This is a genomic window from Streptomyces sp. NPDC101191, from assembly GCF_044767915.1.
Taxonomy (GTDB): Bacteria; Actinomycetota; Actinomycetes; order Streptomycetales; family Streptomycetaceae; genus Streptomyces.
The window spans coordinates 686,694-705,925 of record NZ_JBIWOU010000001.1 but is presented as its reverse complement, the minus strand read 5'-3'; the positions used below and the strand labels follow the sequence as shown (position 1 = coordinate 705,925).

Below are 19,232 nucleotides of genomic sequence, written 5' to 3'. Positions count from 1 at the left end.
CAGGGACCGTGCCGGAGCGCAGATGCTCGATCTTGAAGGTCTCGTGCGCAGTATTGCGCGGAGTTGACGCTGTGGACTATATATCGAGCAACTTCACGCACCATTTTGCAGCCTTGCGCAGGAGGACCTTCATGGCCCATGTCGACGAAGAGATCGCCAGCCAGCCCGAGTGCTGGCAGCGCGCTCTCGATCTGGCTCCGGAGAACCTGCCGGCTCCCGGTGAGCGGGTGGCGGTCGTCGGTTGCGGTACCTCGCTCTACATCGCCCAGGCGTACGCGACGATGCGCGAGACGCTCGGGCAGGGGGAGACCGACGCGTTCGCGGCGTCCGAGTTCCCGGCCGCCCGGCGGTACGACCGCGTGCTCGCCCTCACCCGCTCCGGCACGACCACCGAGGTGCTGGCGGCGCTGGCGCGCGTACGGAACACCGAGACGGTGGCGATCACCGGGGACCCGGGCACCCCGGTCGGCGACGCGGCGCGGCACGTGGTGGCGCTGGAGTTCGCGGACGAGAAGTCCGTCGTGCAGACCAGGTTCGCCACCACCGCCCTCGTCCTGCTGCGCGCGCACCTCGGGTTCGCACCGGCGGACCTGCCCGAGCAGGCGCGCCGGGCCCTGGAGGCGCCGCTGCCCGAAGGTGCGCTCGACGCGGGGCAGTTCACGTTCCTGGGAACCGGCTGGACCTGCGGCGTCGCCCAGGAGGCCGCGCTCAAGGTCCGGGAGGCGTCGTCCTCGTGGACCGAGTCCTACCCGGCCATGGAGTTCCGGCACGGACCGATCAGCGTGAGCGGCCCGGCCAGTCTGGTGTGGTTCCTCGGCGAACCGCCGACGGGCCTCGTCCGGCAGGTCGAGTCGACCGGCGCCAAGGTGTCGACCACCACGCTCGACCCCCTGGCGGACCTGATCCGCGCACAGCGCCTCGCGGTCGGCCTCGCGGCCAAGCAGGGCCTCGACCCCGACCACCCGCGCAACCTCACCCGCTCCATCGTCCTCGACCAGCCCTGACCGGCGGCCACGGGGCCCGTCGACGGCATGCCCACGGACGGCCGGCCGGCGGTCGGCCCAAGGGCGGTCGGCCCACGGGCGGTCGGCCCAAGGGCGGTCGGCGCCGGCACGGAGCCGGCGCCGTGAGCGTCATCGCACACCCTCAAGGAGAATCGTGACCCTCGTCGGAACCGGAGAGATCGTCGCACCTGCCCTGCGGAGCCGAACCGGCGTCGGAGCGTTCAACGTCATCCAACTGGAGCACGCACAGGCCATCGTGGCCGGCGCTGAGGCCGCCGGGGCCCCGGTCGTTCTCCAGATCAGCGAGAACGCCGTGCGCTACCACCGGGGCCTGGAGCCCATAGGCAGCGCGGTCCTGGCGGTGGCCCGGGCGGCCACGGTGCCGGTGGCCGTCCATCTCGACCACGCGACCCGGCGGTCGCTGGTGGAGGAGGCGGTCGAGCTGGGCTTCGGCTCGGTGATGTTCGACGCGTCCGTCCTGCCGTACGAGGAGAACGTGCAGGCGACGGCCGAGGTGGCGGCGTCGTGTCACGCCGCGGGCGTCTGGGTGGAGGCGGAGCTCGGCGAGGTCGGCGGGAAGGACGGCGTCCACGCGCCCGGAGCGAGGACCGACCCCCGGGAGGGGGCCGAGTTCATCTCGCGCACGGGCGTCGACGCGCTGGCCGTCGCCGTCGGCACGTCGCACGCCATGCTCACCCGCACGGCGACCCTGGACCTCGGCCTGATCGCCGCCCTGCGGGCCGCCGTCCCCGTGCCGCTGGTCCTGCACGGCTCTTCCGGGGTGGCGGACGAGGCTCTGGCGGAAGCCGTCGCGCACGGCATGACCAAGATCAACATAGCGACCCACCTCAACAAGGCCTTCACCGCAGCGGTCCGCAGCCGGCTGTCGGCCGAGGCCGAGCTGGTCGACACCCGGGTCTACCTGGGCGACGGCCGGGAGGCGGTGGCACGGGAGGTGGCGCGCCTGCTGCGGATCCTGACCGCTTCCCGCCCCGACCCTGCGGTCGCCACTCCCGGCAGCAGCACCGAGGGCGCTGCCGGTGAGCCCCTTTAGACTGCGGTCATGCTCAAAGCTGATCGAACGGCCCGCATTCTTGCGTACGTGAACGACGAAGGCAGCGCCGATGTGCACGCGCTGTCCGACCTCCTGGAGGTCTCGACCGCCACCGTCCGGCGCGACCTCCAGGAACTTCACGACCAGGGGCTGCTGCACCGTACCCGGGGCGGCGCGGTCAACTTGGAGGTGCCGCTGCGCCGGCGGCGCGAGACGCGTCAGGTGGAGAAGCGCCAGATCGCGCTCGCCGCCGAGAGCCTGGTGCCCGACGGCGCCGTGGTCGGTCTGACGGGCGGGACGACGACGAGCGAACTCGCGAGGAGGCTGGCCGACCGGGGCGGGATCACCATCGTGACCAACGCGGTGAACATCGCGGCCGAGCTGATCGCCCGGCCCGAGACCCGCCTGGTCGTCATCGGCGGCATCGGCCGGTCGGCCAGCTACGAACTCGTGGGACCGGCGGCCGAGCGGATGCTCGCGCACTATCACCTCGACATCGCGTTCATCGGAGTCGACGGGCTGACGGCGAGCGAGGGCTGCACCACGCACGACGAGATGGAGGCGACCACGGACCGGGCCTTCCTGCGCAGCACGGCGCGGGCCGTCGTCCTGGCGGACAGCAGCAAGGTGGGCCGGGTCACGTTCGCCGACATCTGCCCGCTCTCCGACATCCACGACCTGGTCACGGACGACCAGCTGACCGACGAGCAGGAGGCGGCCGTCACGGCCGCGGGAGTACGGGTCCTGCGCGCCTGACCCGCGTGGGGGAGGGTGCCGCCCGCGCAGGGGCCGGCCCTCGGCCCGACGCCCGCGTCAGCGCGGTCCGTGGGTGTGGAGGAAGACCACGGGGCCGCCCTCCAGCCGACCGGCCGCGTCCAGGGCGAGCAGGGCCGCGAGCGCCTTGGCGGTGTAGGTCCGTTCCAGCGTCAGACCGGCCTCGGCCGAGGCTCGGGCGAGTGCCGCGTCCGCGGCCCGCGTGGGGTGCGCGTAGCCGTCGCCGAGCCAGGCCGTCTCGGTGCGGATCGAGCCGGCGGCGGGCGCGGTGCCGCCCAGGTCGGCGCCCCGGGCCCGGAGCAGGGCCGCGGAGCGGCGGGCCAGCCCGAGGAGGGCGGTGGGGTCCAGCCGGAGGGTGTCGTTGACCACGATGCCGAGGACGCGGGTCCGCATCCCCGTGAGCCGCAGTCCGAGGGCCAGCCCCGCGGCGGTGCCGCCGGAGCCGACCGGGGTGACCAGCCAGGCCGGCTCCGGCACCGTTCCGGCCTCGACCTGCGCGCCCAGCTCCAGGGCGATCTCGACGGCGCCCAGCGTGCCGAGCGGCGAGGAGCCGCCCGCCGGGAGGTAGTAGGGCAGCGAGCGGCCCCGGGTGTGCCGGGCGAAGAGCCAGGGCGCCGCCAGGATCAGCCGCTTCTTGCTGTGCAGGAAGTGCAGCGTCGCGCCGGAGGCGCGCAGCCGCTCCAGCTGGGCCCGCACGTGCTCGTCGACGGGGTGGTCGATCAGGCCCAGGGCCACCTCCAGCCCTGTCTCCCGTGCGTAGCAGGCGGCCGCCAGGCCCCAGTTGGTGCCGAGGCCGCCGACCGTCAGGATGGTCCTGGCGCCGCGCCGCCGGGCCTCGGGCAGCAGCCACTCCAGTTTGCGGACCTTGTTGCCGCCCCAGCCGCCGTTGCCGTATCCGCTCTCGTCCTTGACCCACAGTTCGGCGCGCGTGCCCAGCGCGGGCAAGGGCCGAACCGGTGTGGGCGCCTCGCCCAGCCGGAGGAAGGGAAGCGAGCCGGTCAGTTCGGGACAGCGCCGGTGCAGCAGCGGAGGTCGCATGGAGGAGACCGTAGAGCACCGCGCCGGCGATCTGAACGGCTGTGCGACCGGCCCTCCGCGACCTTCCCACCGGGCTCCGTCCGGGCCCCACCTCCTTGCCGCACGGTCTTCGCCCTCTTACCTCTCCGCGCTCTTGCTCTCCGCGGTCAAGGGAACGCGGGGACACGTGCACAAAGAACGCGCCCGCTTGAACGATCCTCCCGCCGATCGGGCACCGCCCCGCGACACGTGCTCGGATGAGGGACCTGCCCGTCCGGGCGACGTCACCGAGACCATGGACAAGGAAAACGGGAATGAGCGACTCGACGAACCGCCCTCCGCTGCCGCACGACTTTCACCCGCCGGTGCCCGAGCTGTCGGTCACCAGCACGGATCTGACGGACGGCGGGGTCCTGCCGGACATGCACGTGTACGCGAAGGGGAACTCCTCGCCGCAGCTGAGCTGGTCGACGGGGCCGGCGGGCACCCGCAGCTACGCGGTCACCTGCTACGACCCGGACGCGCCGACCGGCAGCGGCTTCTGGCACTGGACGGTCTTCGACATCCCGGCGCAGGTCACCGAGCTGCCGGCCGGGGCCGGGACCGGGGCCTTCGACGGTCTGCCCGCGGGTGCCGTGCAGGCTCGGAACGACTACGGCAGCAGGGACTTCGGCGGGGCCGCGCCGCCGCCGGGAGACGGCCCGCACCGCTATGTGTTCACGGTGTACGCCGTGGACCGGGAGAAGCTCGGACCGGATGCGGACGCCGCGCCCGCCTTCGTCGGTTTTCATCTCCGGTTCCACGCCATCGCCCGCGGCCGGCTGATCGCCGAGTACGAGGACACCGGAGCGTAGATGTCCACGGTGCGAGAGCGACCTCGCCACGGGCGTCCCTGACGCCTGGCGGGACGCCCGCACGATCTTCCCCTCCTCTTGCACGATCCTCTCTCCGGCGGAAGGGGGCGGGTCAGCCCGTGGTGAGATGGGCCCATGTCCCTCGACGAGCTACGCGATCTGCTGGAGCGGCACGCACGGCCTGACCTGACCACGCCCATCGCCGGCGTCCGGATCTGCCGCGCCGACCCGGGCGACGAGCCGGAGTACGCGATGTCCGGGGTGATGCTGGCCGTCATCGCGCAGGGCGGCAAGCGGCTCGCGCTCGGGGACCGGGTGTACGAGTACGGGGTCGGTGAGTATCTGGTCACCTCAGCCGATCTGCCGGTGACCGGACGCGTCGCGCCCGGCGGCCCGGAGCTCGGCTTCGGAATGACGCTGGAGCCCTCCGTGATCGCGGAGTTGATGCTGCAGGCCGGGCCGGGCGACCTGCCGCGACCGGCCGGGGCCCCGCGGCCGGGAATCATGATCAGCGATGCCTCGGCTGAGCTGATCGACGCGATCGTCCGCCTGCTGCGTCTGCTGGACCGTCCGCGTGACCGCCGGGTGCTCGTCCCCTTGGTCAAGCGGGAGATCCTGTGGCTGCTGATGACGGGGGAGCAGGGCGAGGCGGTCCGGCAACTGGGCCTCGCTGACAGCGGTTTGGCGCACATCACCCGGGCGGTCGACTGGATCAGGGACCACTACGCCGAGGCCTTCCGGGTCGAGGACCTCGCCCGTTCCTCCGGAATGAGCGTCTCCGCGTTCCACCGGAACTTCCAGTCGGTGACGGCGATGAGCCCGATCCAGTTCCAGAAGCAGATCCGCCTGCAGGCGGCGCGGCTCCTGCTGGCCAACCGTCCGCACGACGTGACCGGCGTCGGCACCCGCGTGGGGTACGACAGCCCCTCGCAGTTCAGCCGGGAGTACAAGCGCCAGTTCGGGGTGCCACCGAGCGTCGACGCGGCACGCACGCGCGCGAGCGCGACGGCCACGTAGCCGCCGCGGTGCCCGCGCCACTGCCCCCCGGCGGCCGGTCCGTCGCCGGCCGTCGGGTCAGTCTCAGACCGAGAGCAGGTCCACCACGAAGATCAGGGTCGACCCCGCGGGGATCAACGGCGAGGGCGACTGCTTCCCGTAGCCGAGACGCGGGGGAACGATGATCTCGCGCCGACCGCCGACCCTCATCCCTCTCACCCCCCGGTCCCAGCCCTTGATGACCCGGCCACCGCCCAGGGCGAACTTGAAGGGCTGGCCCCGGTCCCAGGAGGCGTCGAACTCCTTCCCGGACTCGAAGGTGACACCGACGTAGTGCACCCTGACCACCATGCCCGGCTTCGCCTCGGCCCCGTCCCCGACGACCAGGTCCCGAACGGTCAGCTCGGTGGGAGCATCACCCTCCGGAACGTCGACCTCGGGCTTCGTCAGTTCACTCATCGCGCCTCACCACTCTCCGCCGGAGGCCCTCGCGGGGACCGTCCGGACACATGGACACTCCATGCACCTACTGATCACGCTACCGAGCATCCCGCCCCCGCAGCACACCCCGTCCCGCGGCGCACGCCGCTCGGCCGACACTCCCCGGAGCAGCGGACGAGCTGTCCGGCTCGGCTGAGCGGCGGGGCCTGTCCCTGCGTTCCACTCGCTGCTTGACCCGAGGTCCGGCTGCTCGCCGGGCGGATCACGGCCCCTGCGGGCCGGTGCGGGGACCCTCCGCGGACGCTGACGGCCGGAAGCGCCGCGTAAGCACCGTCACCCTGCCTCCTAAGGCTTCGGCGCGCGTTGCTGGAGGGCGGTGTGGCCGGCCACGGACGTGACGACCGCGAAGACGAACAGCGGAATCGCGAGCGCGCTGAACACGGCGCTGCGCCACAGCACCAGCGCCGAGGCCGAGTGGACGACGAGCAGCCCGACGGCGAGCGCCACTCCGAGGACCTGCCGGCAGCCACGCGACACCAGCAGGAGGGGGCGGCGCAGGTGGGGCGGGATCCGCCGGCTCTGCCACAGCAGCCAGCCTCCCCAGCTGCCGACGAGCACGGTCGCGCACACCAGGAAGGTGAGGAGGGCGTCGGTGCCGGTGGCGCCCGCCCGCAGGTGTGCGGAGCCGCACGCCACCGCGACCGTGCCGGCGAGTGCCACCCAGCGGGAGCCGGAGACGGTGCCCAGGGCCATCGTCTCCAGGTTGTGGCGGGCATGGCGGTCGTTCAGGTCGAGGGCGGCGGACTGGACGAATCCCTCGGCGGCCCGGGTCCACGAGCCGGGAAGCCAGCGGCGGCGCAGATGGAGCAGCGACAGGTTGTTGTGGGCCTGGCTGCTGTTCGGGTCGAGACGCAGCGCCGTCTCGTACGCGTCCTGGGCGACCCGGTACCTGCCGCTGCGGTGGGCGGTGAGGCCGACGAGGAAGTGCGCGTCGCTCTCCTCGGGGGCGAGCGCGGTGGCCGTGCGCGCCGACTCGTACGCGGCCCGCCGGCGTTTCCGGCGGCCGGCGGCGTCGAGTACGGTGCCGAGGGTGTAGTGGCTGCCCCAGTACTGCGGGGCGAGTTCGACGGCGCGCCGGGCGGAGACCTCGGCCCGCTCGTACTCCTTCAGAGAGGCCAGGACCTGGGCCTGCGTCAGCCAGGCGCCCAGCGAGTCGGGTTCGACGCTCAGGGCCTCCTCAACGGTGGTGAGTGCCTGCTGTTCGTCACCGAGGCGGTGCAGGCAGCGTGCGAGCAGCACGAGTGCGGTGGCGTCGTCGGGGGCGCCGGCGAGATGCTGGGCGGCGAGTGCGGCGGCCCGCTCGTAGCGCCCCAGGTCGAAGAGGGCGTCGGCCTGTCGCAGGGCGCTGCTCATCGGACGTCGTTCCGTGGCACGGCGCGGGCCGTCAGGTCCCGTACGGCCTCGTCGCCCGGCGCGTGCCGCGGCGCGACCGGGGCTTGTACGGCGGCCTCGGCGTGCCTCGCCTCCGCGAGCAGCGGTTCGGCGAACTGCGGCCGAAGGGGCACGCCTTCGGGAGCGGCCGCGACAGCGGCCCGCAGGCTTCGGATGAGAGGCGACTCGTCGGACATGGGGTCAGCCTAGAAATCGGCCCGCGGCTCTCGTTCACCGGGTGCGGTCACGATCGACGGACGGGGAGCGCGCCGGTCCCGCGGCGTCCGGCCGGCTCCCCCGTACGCGGAGGCCGAGGTGCGCGGCCGGGGTCAACGGCGTGGTCGGTCCGGCGCCGAGACGGCGCCCCACGCGCCGCCGCCTGCCGCCATCAGTGCCGGTGGCCGATTGCCTGTGGCGGACAGTGCGTCTGTTCCCTCCCGGTGGCGGTCAGACCCAGCCGCGGCGTGCCGCGACGACGCCGGCCTGGAAGCGGTTCACCGCGCCCAGGAGGTCGTGGAGGCGGCTCATGCGCCGGCGTACGGTGCGGACCGACCAGCCGAGCTGACGGGCTATGGCCTCGTCCTTGAGGCCGCTGACCAGCAGGGTCAGCACCAGGCGATCCTCCTCGCCGACCGGGTCCTCGGCGGGGGCGTCGAGCGGCAGGGCCTGCTTCCAGCACAGCTCCCAGTAGTCGCTGAGGGCGTCCAGCAGAGTGGAGGGGCGGATGACCGCAGCGCGCACGCCGTCGAGGTCCAGGGAGAGCGGCATCAGCGCCAGCCGGCGGTCCGCGATGGCCAGTTTGATCCGCAGGCCCGGCATCACCCGGGCCTGCTCGCCACGGCGCACGAGTCCGCGGATGTCCTCGAGCACCCCGGGCCACTCCAGCGCCTCGGGGGCGTAGACGGCGCGGTAGCGCACGCCGCGCCCCAGCGCCGTGCTCTCCACCGGGTTGGCGGTGGTCAGTGCGTACGGCGGCCGGTCCAGCGTCATGACGTCCTCGCGCGCCTCCTGCTGGAGGCGGACGAACCAACGGCCGAGCGCCTCGCGGCCGGTGGCGATCTCCACCTCGTCCTCTCCGGCGGTGCCGGCCTGGGCCGCCGCGAAGAGGCGGGACAGCTCGCCCGCCGCCGAACGGACCCGGTCCAACTCCGCCGTCCTGGTCCGCACCAGGGACTCGACCGCTGCTCCCGGCTCGATCGCCGCGTACCGGCGTCGCACGCCCGCGAGCCGCCCGACCAGGCCGTGGTCGTGCAGTCGGTCCAGCGCCCTGGCGGCGCGGAGCGGGGAGCAGCCGAGGTCGGCGGCGAGCTCGCTCGGGGCCGCCGTCCGCCGGGTCAACACCGCCCGGTAGACGCTCTCGTCGAACGGATCGATTCCTGCCGCGGTGAGCTCGTTCGTCATGAGCGGATACTGGCCCACTTGTGCCAAGTGCAGCAATGGGCCGCCAAGATCCGTTGTACGGAGAGTGACTTCGGCGCTAGGACTTCTCCCCATGGCCAAGAACCCACGAAGAACCCGACGCCTGACGGCCGCCACGGTCACCACCGTCGCGCTGGCCGGGACGCTCACCGCGACACCCGGCACCGCGACCGCGACGTCACCCGGCCCGAACCAGCGGGTCATCGTCGAGTTGTCCGGAGACGCCGCCGTGGCGGCCGCCCCCGGCGGCTCGCTCACGTCCCTGGCCGCCGGCACCACCTCCGCCGTCGGCCACGCCCGACGGGCCCTGGCGGCGCGGCAGGACGCCTTCGTCAGGACGGTGGGGGAGGCCGGACTGCACCCCGCCTCACCCCGCAGACTCGGCCTGCTCGTCAACGCCGTGGCGATGACGGTGCCCGCCTCCGAGACCGCGCGGCTGGCCGCGCTGCCGGGCGTCGTCGCCGTCCGGCCCGACACCCGGATACAGGTGCGCACGGACGCGGGCGTCCCGCTGACCGGCGCGCCCGAGGTCTGGAAGCGCGAGGACCGGGCCGGGGTGAAGGTCACCGGCAAGGGCACCGTCGTGGCGGTCCTGGACAGCGGCGTCGACTACGGTCACCCCGACCTGGGCGGCGGCTTCGGCAAGGGTCACAAGGTCGTCGGCGGCTTCGACTTCGCCAACGGCGACGCCGACCCGATGGACGACAACGGTCACGGCACCCACGTCGCGGGCATCATCGCGGGCAAGGCGGCCGGGAAGGGAGGCGTCACCGGCATGGCGCCCGACGCGAGCCTGTTGGCCTACAAGGTCATCGGCGCCGACGGCAGCGGGTACACCTCCGACATCATCGCGGGCATCGAGGCGGCGGCCGACCCGGCCAACCCCCACCCCGCCGACGTCATCAACATGAGCCTCGGCGGCCCCGGTGACGGCACCGACCCGCTGGGCCGCGCGGCGACCGCCGCCGTGCGGGCCGGAGTGGTCGTCGTCGCCGCGGCCGGCAACGACGGGCCCGGCAGCGGCACCGTCAACACCCCGGCGTCGGCCGACGGCGTCATCGCGGTCGGTGCCTCCACCAGCGGGCTGCGGATACCCAGCGCGTACCTGGCGGGCAAGGACCCCGAGTTGATCCAGACGTACCGGGGCGTCCTGTCCGCGAACCCGCCCAGGGAACCGGTCACCGCGCCGCTCGTGGACGTCGGCGCGGGCACGGCCGAGGACTGGAAGCGGGTCGGTGACGTACGGGGCAAGGTCCTGCGGGCCGACATCCTCGTCCCGCCCAGTACGGATGTCCTGAGCCAGAGCGACATCGACTGGGCACGCGAAGCCGAGGAGCGCGGCGCGCTCGCCGTGCTCGGCGGCCTCCCGGCAGGGGGCGGACCCGTGCTCGCCGCGACCCCGGGAACGGTCGGGGCCACGGCGACCCCCGCCCGCCCCGACCTCACCCGGACCGCCGCCTCCGGCGACTCGCTGCGCATGGACCGCTTGGTCGTCATGGGCATCGACACGACCCAGTACGCTCAGCTGAGCCGCGAACTGGCCGCCGGGAAGGTGTCCGTCACCCTGCGCGGCACCGACTCCACCGACCAGATCGCCTCGTTCTCGTCGCGCGGGCCCGGCACCGGCTTCGGCCTCAAGCCCGACCTGGTCGCACCCGGCGTGGAGATCCGCTCCACGATCCCCACCTCGATGTACGCACCCGGCGTCTACCGCATGTCGGGCACCTCGATGGCGAGCCCGCACGTCGCCGGAGCCGCCGCCCTGCTGCGCCAACTGCGCCCGGGCCAGGGCCCCGACGAGATCAGGTCCGCACTGGTCGGCTCCGCGAAGCCGCTCGCGGGGACCGGCCCCACCGTCCAGGGCAACGGACGGCTCGACGTGGCCACCGCGGCGTCGGCCACCCTCAGCGCCTCCCCGGCGACCGTGTCGTTCGGCCTCGCCGACCTGGCGGACAGGACCGTCGGCGGCACCGCGACGGTACGCCTGGCCAACCCCGGCAGGGAACCGCTGGCCGTCACCCTCGGCAGCACCGGGCCGGCCACCGTGTCTCCGCCGCGGCTCACCGTCCCCGCCGGCGGGTCCGCAACCGTCCACGTCACCCTGCGCGCCGACCGCCCGGCCACCGACACGGAGATCAGCGGCCGGATCACGGCCACCCCCGCGCGCGGCCCGGCCCTCCGGGTGCCGTATCTGCTCGTCGTCCGGCACCTGGTCGTCCAGGCGTCCCCCGACCCGAGCGACGGCCGCTCCACCGTGCACGTCGCCGCTCCGGCCGCCCTGAACGCGCCGCCGCAGATCCGGGTCACGCCCCCGCACGGCAAGGCCTTCACGCTGCCCACCACCATGAACGGCGCCGGCTACTACCAGGCCGACGTGACCGGGAAGGCGGCCGGCGCCTACCGGTTGGCCGTGTGGGCCACGACCGTTGACGGCCGGCGGATCACCGGAACCGGCGCCTTCGAGGTCACCCCCGCCGACAGCCGCCGCGACCGCTGGGAGCCCATCGGCCCGAACAGTGAGGCCGGCCACCTCGCGCTCTCGCCCGCCCGGCCGAAGCAGGCCGTCGTGACCCAGTACCGGAAGGCCGCCCCCTGGCTGACCACCGACGGCGGCGTCACCTGGCGCCAGGTGGGCAGGCTGCCGGTCGCCGACGGCAACGGCACCGGAGCGGTCGTGGTCGACGCCCGCCGCCCCGACCGCTGGTGGTACGCCGTGAACACGGCCGCCGACCCCACCCGCCGCGGCACGATCCTGCGCACCGACGACAACGGCCGCACCTGGCGCAAGCTCGGCGTGCCCGACGCACGCATCGACGCGTTCGTCGCCGACGAGCAGACCCGCACCCTCGCCGCGATCGTCGACGGCACGCTGCTGGTCAGCACCGACGCGGGCGACAGTTGGGCGACGTACCCCACCGGCGTGACCGGTGACGTCCGCGACGCCACGCTCGTCGGCGACACCCTGTACCTCGCGACCTTCGACAGCGTCTGGCGAATCGACGGCGTCGGCAAGGGCGACCCCGGTCCGGCGCACCTCCTCCTCGACGAGCCGGTGAACACCGTCCGCGGCCTGGCGGCCGACTCCACCGTGGTGGCGGCCTACGTCCCCGGAACGGGCGTTCGCGGCTCCTACGACAAGGGCCGTACCTGGTCCACCCTGCTGCCCCTGGCGCAGGGCGGCAACGGACTGTCCGCCTCCGGCGGCGACCTGTACCTGCGCGCGCTGTTCGGCGCCGGGCAGGTGAGCCGCGACCACGGCAGGACCTGGAAGCCCGTGCCCGCGCCCTCGAAGGCCGCCATCGCGATGGACTACGACCGCTGGGCCGACGGATCGGTGACCGTCTCCAGCGAACAGGACGGCCTGTACCGTGGCTCGGCCGACGGCACCGGCTACCGGAGGATCGGCGTCCAGGGTCTGACCGCCTTCGCCCTCGCGGCCTCCGGCGACCGACTGCTCGCCGGAACGGTGAGCGGCACCTACCGCACCGCGATCCCCGTCGCCGGCCCCGACTGGGGCCAGTCCGGGGCGGAGGGCATGACCGGTCGTCTCACCTCGCACATCGCCGTCTCGCCCGCGGACACCAGGGTGGTGTGGCAGGTCCGGCGCACCGCGACCGGCCTCTTCGAGGTCTCCCGCAGCAGTGACGCCGGCCGGACCTGGCTGGTGAAGGGCACGTCGTCGGAGATACCCACCGTGATCCTGGTACACCCCGCCGACCCGGACCGGGTGGCGATCAGCTTCAAGAGCATCTTCGGCGACGGGCTGTTCTCGACCTCCGACGGCGGCAGGACGTGGAAGAACCTCTTCCACGAGAGGCCCTTCGACGCCATGGCCGGTGACCCGCGCGACCCACGGCGCCTCTGGCTCGGCAACGCTTCGGGCCTCTACCGCTCGGACGACGGCGGCGTCACCAAGACCAAGGTCGCCGAGGGACCCGTCTCCGCGATCATGACGGACGGCCGACGCCTGGTCGTCGGCGGATCGTCCGTCCGGGTCAGCACCGATGACGGCAGGACCTTCCGTACCGCCGACACCGGCCCGCTCGCGGTCCACGTCTCGGACCTGCTGCGGGTGAACGGAGCGCTCTACGCGGCCACCGCCCGCTCGACCGCGTCCGGACTCGTCCAGGGCGGCCGGGGCGTACTGCGCAGCACCGACAACGGCCTCACCTGGGAGAACGTCTCGACCGGTCTGCAGAACACCGACACCACCAAGCTGGCCGCCGCGCCCGACGGTCGCACGCTCTACGTCGGCACGGTCGACGGCGGGGTGCACCGCCTGAAGCTGCGCCGCTGATCCACCCCGCGCACGGCGGGTACGACGCATGACCGACACGTCCGTCTGACCGGCGGGGGCGCCGACCGGGCCCGGAAGTCCTGGGTCCGGTCCGCGCCCGCGCCGCGTGGCCGGCGGGAAGAAATCCCGCCGGCCACGATCTCATGTTCCCCGACGGCGCCTTCGAACCGGCCGCGAACCGCGACGGCTGCCCACCGGAGCCGTCAGAGCCGGACCGTCCAGCTGACCGTGGACCTCATCGTCCGGGCGACGGCGCGATCCCGCACCGAGGGCGAACGGTCCTCGGCGGTGAGGGACAGTGTGTGCCTCCGAAGGTCGAGCAGCCGCAGGGCCAGGTCGGACACGCGTACGTCGGTGCGGCCCGCGAGGGACTTCACCTCCCGCCCGTCCAGATACCAGCGGATCGTGAGTTGACGCCCGTCCGCCCCCGTCAGCCGAGGTACGAGGGCTTTGGCGGTGTCGCCCCTGCGCAGGGTGCGATCGGTGGCCGTGACGGGGGAGGCGATGCGCGCCTCGCGGTAGAAGCCGGCGATCATCGCCTCCACTCCGGGCAGGTTGAAGGGCTTGCCGAGGGAGCGCATCAGAGAGTTCTCGGTGGGGCGCCGCAGTCCGGTGACGTAGTAGCCGCCGCCCTCGTACGCGCCGACCGTGCCGCCGTCGGGCGACTGCTCACCGAGCCAGCGGTGCCACTTGGCGCCCCGGTCGGCCATCTCGTCGGCGGTGAGGGTGGTGATGTTGGAGTCGGTGGGCTCGGGGCCCACGTACCGCTCGTAGCCGGGGTAGTCGGGATAGAAGTATTCGTCGGCGAGCTTGCCCAGCGAGTGGCCGGTCTCGTGGATCGCGACCTGGCCGGACTTCTCGTTGCCCGCAGAAGCCGTCGAAATGCCTTCGTAGCCGAGGGTCTTGCTGGGCTCGTTGTAGCCCGCGCCGCCGTACTTGGTGCTGTTGGCGAGGACGAGCACCAGGTCGGCCTCGGGGGCCTTCGCCACGTATCCGTCGACCTTGTCCTGGTCGACGCAGAGCAGCCGCTCGATACCGTCGCACCAGAAGTACGAGCCGAGAGCCGTGTCCCGGAGGGTTTCGGGAGAGGGGTCGCCGGAGACGCCGGACTGGTTCGAGACGGCGTCGACGGTCCAGACGTTGAAGAGGTTGCGGTAGGTGGTGTACGGCTCGACGGCCGTCAGCTCGGCCCATTTCTGCTGGGCGTCGGCGTGGAAGCGGGGCAGTTCGGCGGCGGTGTAGCCGTCTCCGACGACGACGATGTCGAGCCGGTCGGCGGTGGGGCCGTTGTCGACCGTCTTGGCCACCTCGCCGTCGGCGACCGCCTCGGTCGCCGTCAGGCGGGAGGCCGGCCGGTTCAGGCCCTCCGGCGACACCTGCGCGTGGCCGGAGCCGGCGAGCGCCCCGTCCTCCGGCCCGGGTATCTCGACCTCGACTCCGGCCGCGGGGAGTGTCGTCGGGTCCGCGGCGGCGCTGCCGGGTGCGGCGGCCAGTACGGCCGCGAGGGCGACGGCCACTCCGGCGGCCATGGCTCCCCGTCGTGCTGAACGCATGAAATCAGCCCCTTGTCAGGCGAGTTAAGCGCGTCAGTAAATGTGTTGAACGAGTCGCTTAACCTAGGGGGCAGGGCGAGGGGTGCGCAATATCTACTGCTTCTGGATACTGGGCAGTTCACGAACCAGGGGGTCCGCATGGACGATCCGGCCACGATCGGCCACCGAGTACAGCGGCTGCGCGCTCAACGCGGGCTGACGCAGAGGCAGTTGGCCGAGCCTTCGTACACTCCCGCGTACGTCTCGACTCTGGAGTCGGGCAAGGTCAGGCCCTCGGAGACCGCACTGCGCTTCCTTGCGGAGCGGCTCGGTACGTCGTACGAGGAACTGGCCACCGGCCGCCCCGCGCACCTCGCCACCGAGCTGCGGCTCGCTCTCACCGACGCCCACCACCAGCTGGCCACCGGGACGGCTGACGAGGCCGCGGTGCGCTACCGCCGGCTCCTCACCGACGCGGAGCACCTCGGACTCGTTCCCGAGCAGGTCGAGGCGCTGCTCGGGCTCGGCGACTGCGCCCTGGAAACCGGTCAACTGGGCGACGCGGGCCGTCACTTCCAGGCCGCCGAGCGCCTCCTCGCCGAGGAGCCGCTGCCCCGCCGCGCACGCGCGATCCGCGGCCGTGCCGTCGCACACCTCCTGGCCGGGGAGTTGCGTTACGCCTGCTACCTCCTCGAATCCACCATCGACGAGCTCGGTGCGAGCGGCCTGGCCGACCCCGAGGCGCTGGTCATCCTGTACGCGGCCGTCATCGGCCCGTACATCGACATGGGTGCACACGCCCGTGCCGCGCACGCCGCCGAGCTCGCCCTGGCGCTGGCTCCGCAGGTCGACGATCCGGCGTTGGTGGCGGGCATGCACCGGCAGGTGGCTCGCACGTTCCTCGCCGAGGGGCGCACGGCCGACGCCGACGCCTCGCTGGCCAAGGCGCAGGCGATCTACCAGCAGTTGAGCCTGTGCACCGATCTCGCGCACTGTCACTGGATGCGTGGCTACGTCCAGGCCCAGAAGGGCGAACTGGCCTCGGCTGAACGGGAGTTGCGCGCCGCCCGGGACATGCTGAACGCCAGGCGCGCCGCTCTGTTCACCGCGCAGGTGGAGGTGGAGTTGGCCGACGTCCTCCGGCGGCTCGGACGGCACGACGAGGCGTCGGACCTGCTCTCCGCGTTTCTTGAGCTGGGTGACCGGCACGGCGCGGTGCACGCGGGGGGCGCGCACCGGCTGCTGGGGCTGATCGCCGAGGAGCGGGGGGACAGCGAGACCGCCGAGGAGCACTACGTCATGGCGCTGGGACTGCTGGAGCGCAGCGGCGCGAGCGGCGACCTCGCCGATCTGTGCCGTCTGCTGGGCGACCTTCTCCGCCGCGGCGGCCGTACCGAGGCCGCGCTGGACGCGTACCGCACGGGGCTGGGCCATCGGTCGCCCCCTGGCACGACGACGCTGGGGCCGGCTCCGACGGCACCGGCCTTCCCACGGCACTGAACCAGTGCGCGTGTCGGGCCGGTGATCACCGCGATGAGCACCGGCGGATCAGGTCCGCGATTCCACATGATCGCGGTGGTCGGCATCGTGCCCACGCTGCACACGGCTGCTTGATCCGGCTCCGGGGTCCTCAGCGGCCGGGACCGGGTGGTCCCACCCGCTCCTCGGGCTGCGGGTGCCGGGCGAACCAGCGCGCGACCGGTTCCGCCGACACCCCGTGCAGGACCACGCTGAGCAGGACCGTCGCGGCGGTCACGTTCACCACGAAATCCGCTTCCTCCTTGGGAAGTTGAATGTAGGCAAGGACGGCGAAGACGATCGAGGTGACACCGCGTGGCCCGAGCCAGCCGATCGCGACGCGTTCGGGGCGGGTGAAATCGGTGCCGGTGAGCGACGCCATCACCGGAACGAACCGGGCCACGGTCAGGACGAGGAGCGCGTAGGCGAGGACCTGGAGCGCGATGCCGTGGGCGAACGCCTCGGCTGCCAGTGCGCCGAAGGAGTACCAGGCTGCCAGGGCCAGTAGGTAACTGACGTCCTGTACGAGGTCGAGGGAGTCACCGCCGACGACGGAGACGGTGTGCGCGTACCAGAGGCCTGCCACGAAGGCCGCGACGAAGCCGTTGCCCTCGACGAGCACGGAAGCCGCATACGTCAGGAACGGCAGGGCGAGCCCCGCCATCCGCAGGCTCGCGGGCCTGGCCCACCCGGATTCCAGCGCCCGGCGCACCAGCTGGGAGGCCAGGAACCCGAGGGCGCTGCCGATGACCGTCGCGTACACCGCGCCCTTGAGGGCGTTGAGGAGGAGGTCGCCGAACGTGTCGCCTTCGGCGGAGACCAGGTTGGCGACGCAGAAGACGAAGAGCGGCGAGACCAGTCCGTCGTTGAATCCTCCTTCGATGTTGAGCGCGGCCCGCACCCGCAGGGGCACGCGCTCGTCCCGGAGGATCATCAGGACCGGGGCGAGGTCCATGGGCATGACGACGAGTGCCGCGACCGCCAGGAGCCACCAGCTCCTCCCGGGGAAGACAAGGGCGCCCGCCAGCGTGGCGAGCACGAGGGAGGCCGGCAGGGCGATCCCGAGAAGCCGTCCCTCCCCGACCGGACCTCGCAGCCGGGCGTACTCCCGTGCCTCGGTGGCGTCCGTGAACAGCATCACCGCGAGGACGAGCTCGATGGCCCGCTGGAAGGTGTGGGTGTCCACGTCGAGCGGCACGACCGGGTGGTCCTGTCCGCTGAGGAGGATGCCGGCCGCGGCGAAGGTGATCGGGGCGGTGATGCTCCACCGTCCCAGCCGGTCGGACACGACGGCCCACAGGAACAGCAGGGACAGCAGGGCGAGGAGAGCGATCACGGCGACTCGCAGAGCGGGAGTGGACAGGAAGACAGGGCAGGGTGGGGAGACCCCGAAGCCGACGGTGACATCCTCACAGGTGACAGCGTGATCGTCGGCCTCGGACACTCCGCGTGCGCCGCTCTCGGCCCGGGCGCCGTTCTCGGCCGGGCGCCGGCGCGCCGGGTCCGGTCTTCCTGCCCCGGCGCGAGGGTCAGCGGCCCAGGTCCGCCAGGACCGCCTTCGCCGCTCTCTCGCCCGACGTCGCCGCGTCGGCGAGCGACGGCATGTCGAGCTGGTAGTCGCCGGCGAGATGGATCGGCCCGAGAGGGTCGCGGAGTGTCGGCAACGACTCACGTCCCCGAGGTGCCCAGAACGGCACCACACGGTGGTGGCGTCGCACGATTCCGTCGCCGAGCTTCCCTTCGAGCTGGGGGTAGACCGAGACAAGATCCCTGGAGAACCGGGCGACGATTTCCTCGTCGGAGAGTTCGAACAGAGCGTCGGCCGAGGCACCGCCGGCGAAGCACGCCAGCGCACCACCCGGCCGCCGCGGACCGTTCTTACGCAGGGCGGCGGCATGGTTGAACACCGCCTGGAAGGACAGTTGAGGCGTGGACACGGCGAGGAGTCCGTCCCAGGGCTGAGGCCCCTCCTCTTCGGTGAAGAAGCCGACGATCACGTACCGGCCGTAGTGGATGTCGTCGAACGCGTTGCGATGTGTCTTCGGAAGTCCGGGAAGGATCTGCAGCGCGATGTCGCTGGGAACCGAGACGATGGCGCGCTTCGCGCGTATCCGCCTCGATCGGCCGGCGACGACGTAGTCCACGACGACGCCGTCCCCGCTCTTCTCCACGGTCCGGACGGTCGCCCCGAGCCGGAGACGTTCGCCGAGGTCGGCGGCCAGGATGTCGGTCAAGGTCTGGTTGCCGCCGGCCGGCAGGGCGAAGTTCGGCACCTTCGCCGGGTCCGTCAGAGCGAGTCCGATCGACACTACGAGCTGGGTCGCCGCCGTCTCTTCCGGCTCGCATCCCATCCACTGCCCCGACCACGAGCGGACAATGGCCCGGGTCAGCTCGGAGCGGACCCCGCGCAGGAGGTCCGACGCGGGACGCGCGTCGAGCCCGGTGCGCACCTTCTTCGCGAGGCGGCTGTCCGATTCCAGGAACGGCGCCGCGGCAAGGATGCGGGCACCGACCATGGCCATGCTCACGCGGTCCAGGAAGCCCATGCGGGTGCGGAACATGAGGGCGAGCATGTCGGACGTGTCGACCAGAGCGCCGTTGAGAACGAGCGCCACGCTCGTGTCGGCCAGGGACCCCATCTCGATGTCGTGCCGGTGGAGAGCGTCGATCAGCGGCCCCGTCCCTTCGGTGAACTGGGTCCCGACGTTGATCCAGTAGTCGCCCTTCCGGACCGTTTCGACGCGTCCTCCGGGCCGGTCCGCTGCTTCGAGCACCACGACGGCGGCTTTGTCCGCGAGCGTCGTGGCCGCCATCAGGCCCGACATTCCCGCGCCGACGACCACGACGTCGCAGGTCTCCTCGTCACTGTCTTCTACTGCGGCCATGACTCGCGAC

General features: G+C 72.6%; 15 protein-coding genes. 7 read left to right on the top strand and 8 right to left on the bottom strand.

Going from position 1 to position 19,232, the window contains the following annotated elements; translation table 11 throughout:
• The first annotated feature begins 131 nt into the window (after positions 1-131).
• From ACIRQF_RS03175 to ACIRQF_RS03165, 3 genes are all read left to right on the top strand, one after another.
• Positions 132-1,004: an SIS domain-containing protein gene (locus tag ACIRQF_RS03175; RefSeq protein ID WP_376628215.1), complete on the top strand. Its 873-nt coding sequence runs from the start codon at positions 132-134 to the stop codon at positions 1,002-1,004.
• Between the two features lie 154 nt (positions 1,005-1,158).
• Positions 1,159-2,058 (top strand): ketose-bisphosphate aldolase, encoded by a 900-nt coding sequence (locus tag ACIRQF_RS03170; RefSeq protein ID WP_404088356.1) that lies wholly within the window; start codon positions 1,159-1,161, stop codon positions 2,056-2,058.
• Between the two features lie 9 nt (positions 2,059-2,067).
• Positions 2,068-2,814 carry a DeoR/GlpR family DNA-binding transcription regulator gene (locus ACIRQF_RS03165; protein WP_382479738.1) on the top strand — a complete coding sequence of 249 codons (747 nt, stop codon included), beginning with the start codon at positions 2,068-2,070 and terminating at the stop codon, positions 2,812-2,814.
• A 57-nt stretch (positions 2,815-2,871) separates the two neighbouring features.
• Here the strand turns inward: ACIRQF_RS03165 and ACIRQF_RS03160 are convergent, their stop codons facing one another.
• A complete protein-coding gene (locus ACIRQF_RS03160; protein ID WP_404088354.1) occupies positions 2,872-3,870 on the bottom strand; it encodes a 1-aminocyclopropane-1-carboxylate deaminase/D-cysteine desulfhydrase in 999 nt (332 codons plus the stop codon).
• Positions 3,871-4,163: 293 nt separating this feature from the next.
• Between ACIRQF_RS03160 and ACIRQF_RS03155 the strand changes: the two genes are divergently transcribed.
• Positions 4,164-4,703 carry a YbhB/YbcL family Raf kinase inhibitor-like protein gene (locus ACIRQF_RS03155; protein WP_404088353.1) on the top strand — a complete coding sequence of 180 codons (540 nt, stop codon included), beginning with the start codon at positions 4,164-4,166 and terminating at the stop codon, positions 4,701-4,703.
• Between the two features lie 135 nt (positions 4,704-4,838).
• Complete coding sequence (locus ACIRQF_RS03150; RefSeq protein ID WP_404088351.1) at positions 4,839-5,720, top strand: AraC family transcriptional regulator N-terminal domain-containing protein; 882 nt, start codon at positions 4,839-4,841, stop codon at positions 5,718-5,720.
• Between the two features lie 63 nt (positions 5,721-5,783).
• Here ACIRQF_RS03150 and ACIRQF_RS03145 read toward each other — a convergent pair whose 3' ends face one another.
• The 4 genes from ACIRQF_RS03145 to ACIRQF_RS03130 form a co-directional block, all read right to left on the bottom strand.
• Positions 5,784-6,158, bottom strand: a complete 375-nt coding sequence (locus ACIRQF_RS03145; RefSeq protein ID WP_382479732.1) for an FKBP-type peptidyl-prolyl cis-trans isomerase — start codon at positions 6,156-6,158, stop codon at positions 5,784-5,786.
• Positions 6,159-6,485: 327 nt separating this feature from the next.
• Positions 6,486-7,553 carry a tetratricopeptide repeat protein gene (locus ACIRQF_RS03140; protein ID WP_404088349.1) on the bottom strand — a complete coding sequence of 356 codons (1,068 nt, stop codon included), beginning with the start codon at positions 7,551-7,553 and terminating at the stop codon, positions 6,486-6,488.
• Positions 7,550-7,768 carry a hypothetical protein gene (locus ACIRQF_RS03135; RefSeq protein ID WP_404088347.1) on the bottom strand — a complete coding sequence of 73 codons (219 nt, stop codon included), beginning with the start codon at positions 7,766-7,768 and terminating at the stop codon, positions 7,550-7,552. Before ACIRQF_RS03135 ends, ACIRQF_RS03140 begins: the two co-directional genes overlap by 4 nt.
• Before the next feature lie 250 nt (positions 7,769-8,018).
• Entirely contained in the window at positions 8,019-8,972 is a 954-nt protein-coding gene (locus ACIRQF_RS03130; protein WP_404088345.1) for a helix-turn-helix domain-containing protein, read from the bottom strand.
• Between the two features lie 91 nt (positions 8,973-9,063).
• Here ACIRQF_RS03130 and ACIRQF_RS03125 point away from each other — a divergent pair, with 91 nt between their 5' ends.
• Positions 9,064-13,287: a S8 family serine peptidase gene (locus ACIRQF_RS03125; protein WP_404088343.1), complete on the top strand. Its 4,224-nt coding sequence runs from the start codon at positions 9,064-9,066 to the stop codon at positions 13,285-13,287.
• 203 nt (positions 13,288-13,490) lie between these two features.
• Here the strand turns inward: ACIRQF_RS03125 and ACIRQF_RS03120 are convergent, their stop codons facing one another.
• Positions 13,491-14,840: a M64 family metallopeptidase gene (locus tag ACIRQF_RS03120; RefSeq protein WP_404088341.1), complete on the bottom strand. Its 1,350-nt coding sequence runs from the start codon at positions 14,838-14,840 to the stop codon at positions 13,491-13,493.
• Positions 14,841-14,978: 138 nt separating this feature from the next.
• On the opposite strand from ACIRQF_RS03120, the gene ACIRQF_RS03115 reads away from it, so the two are divergent.
• Entirely contained in the window at positions 14,979-16,319 is a 1,341-nt protein-coding gene (locus tag ACIRQF_RS03115; protein WP_404088339.1) for a tetratricopeptide repeat protein, read from the top strand.
• Between the two features lie 130 nt (positions 16,320-16,449).
• Here ACIRQF_RS03115 and ACIRQF_RS03110 read toward each other — a convergent pair whose 3' ends face one another.
• Both ACIRQF_RS03110 and ACIRQF_RS03105 read right to left on the bottom strand, forming a co-directional pair.
• On the bottom strand, positions 16,450-17,673 hold the full coding sequence (locus tag ACIRQF_RS03110; protein ID WP_382479717.1) for a cation:proton antiporter: 1,224 nt from the start codon (positions 17,671-17,673) through the stop codon (positions 16,450-16,452).
• A 193-nt stretch (positions 17,674-17,866) separates the two neighbouring features.
• Entirely contained in the window at positions 17,867-19,222 is a 1,356-nt protein-coding gene (locus ACIRQF_RS03105; protein WP_404088337.1) for a flavin monoamine oxidase family protein, read from the bottom strand.
• Between the last annotated feature and the right edge of the window lie 10 nt (positions 19,223-19,232).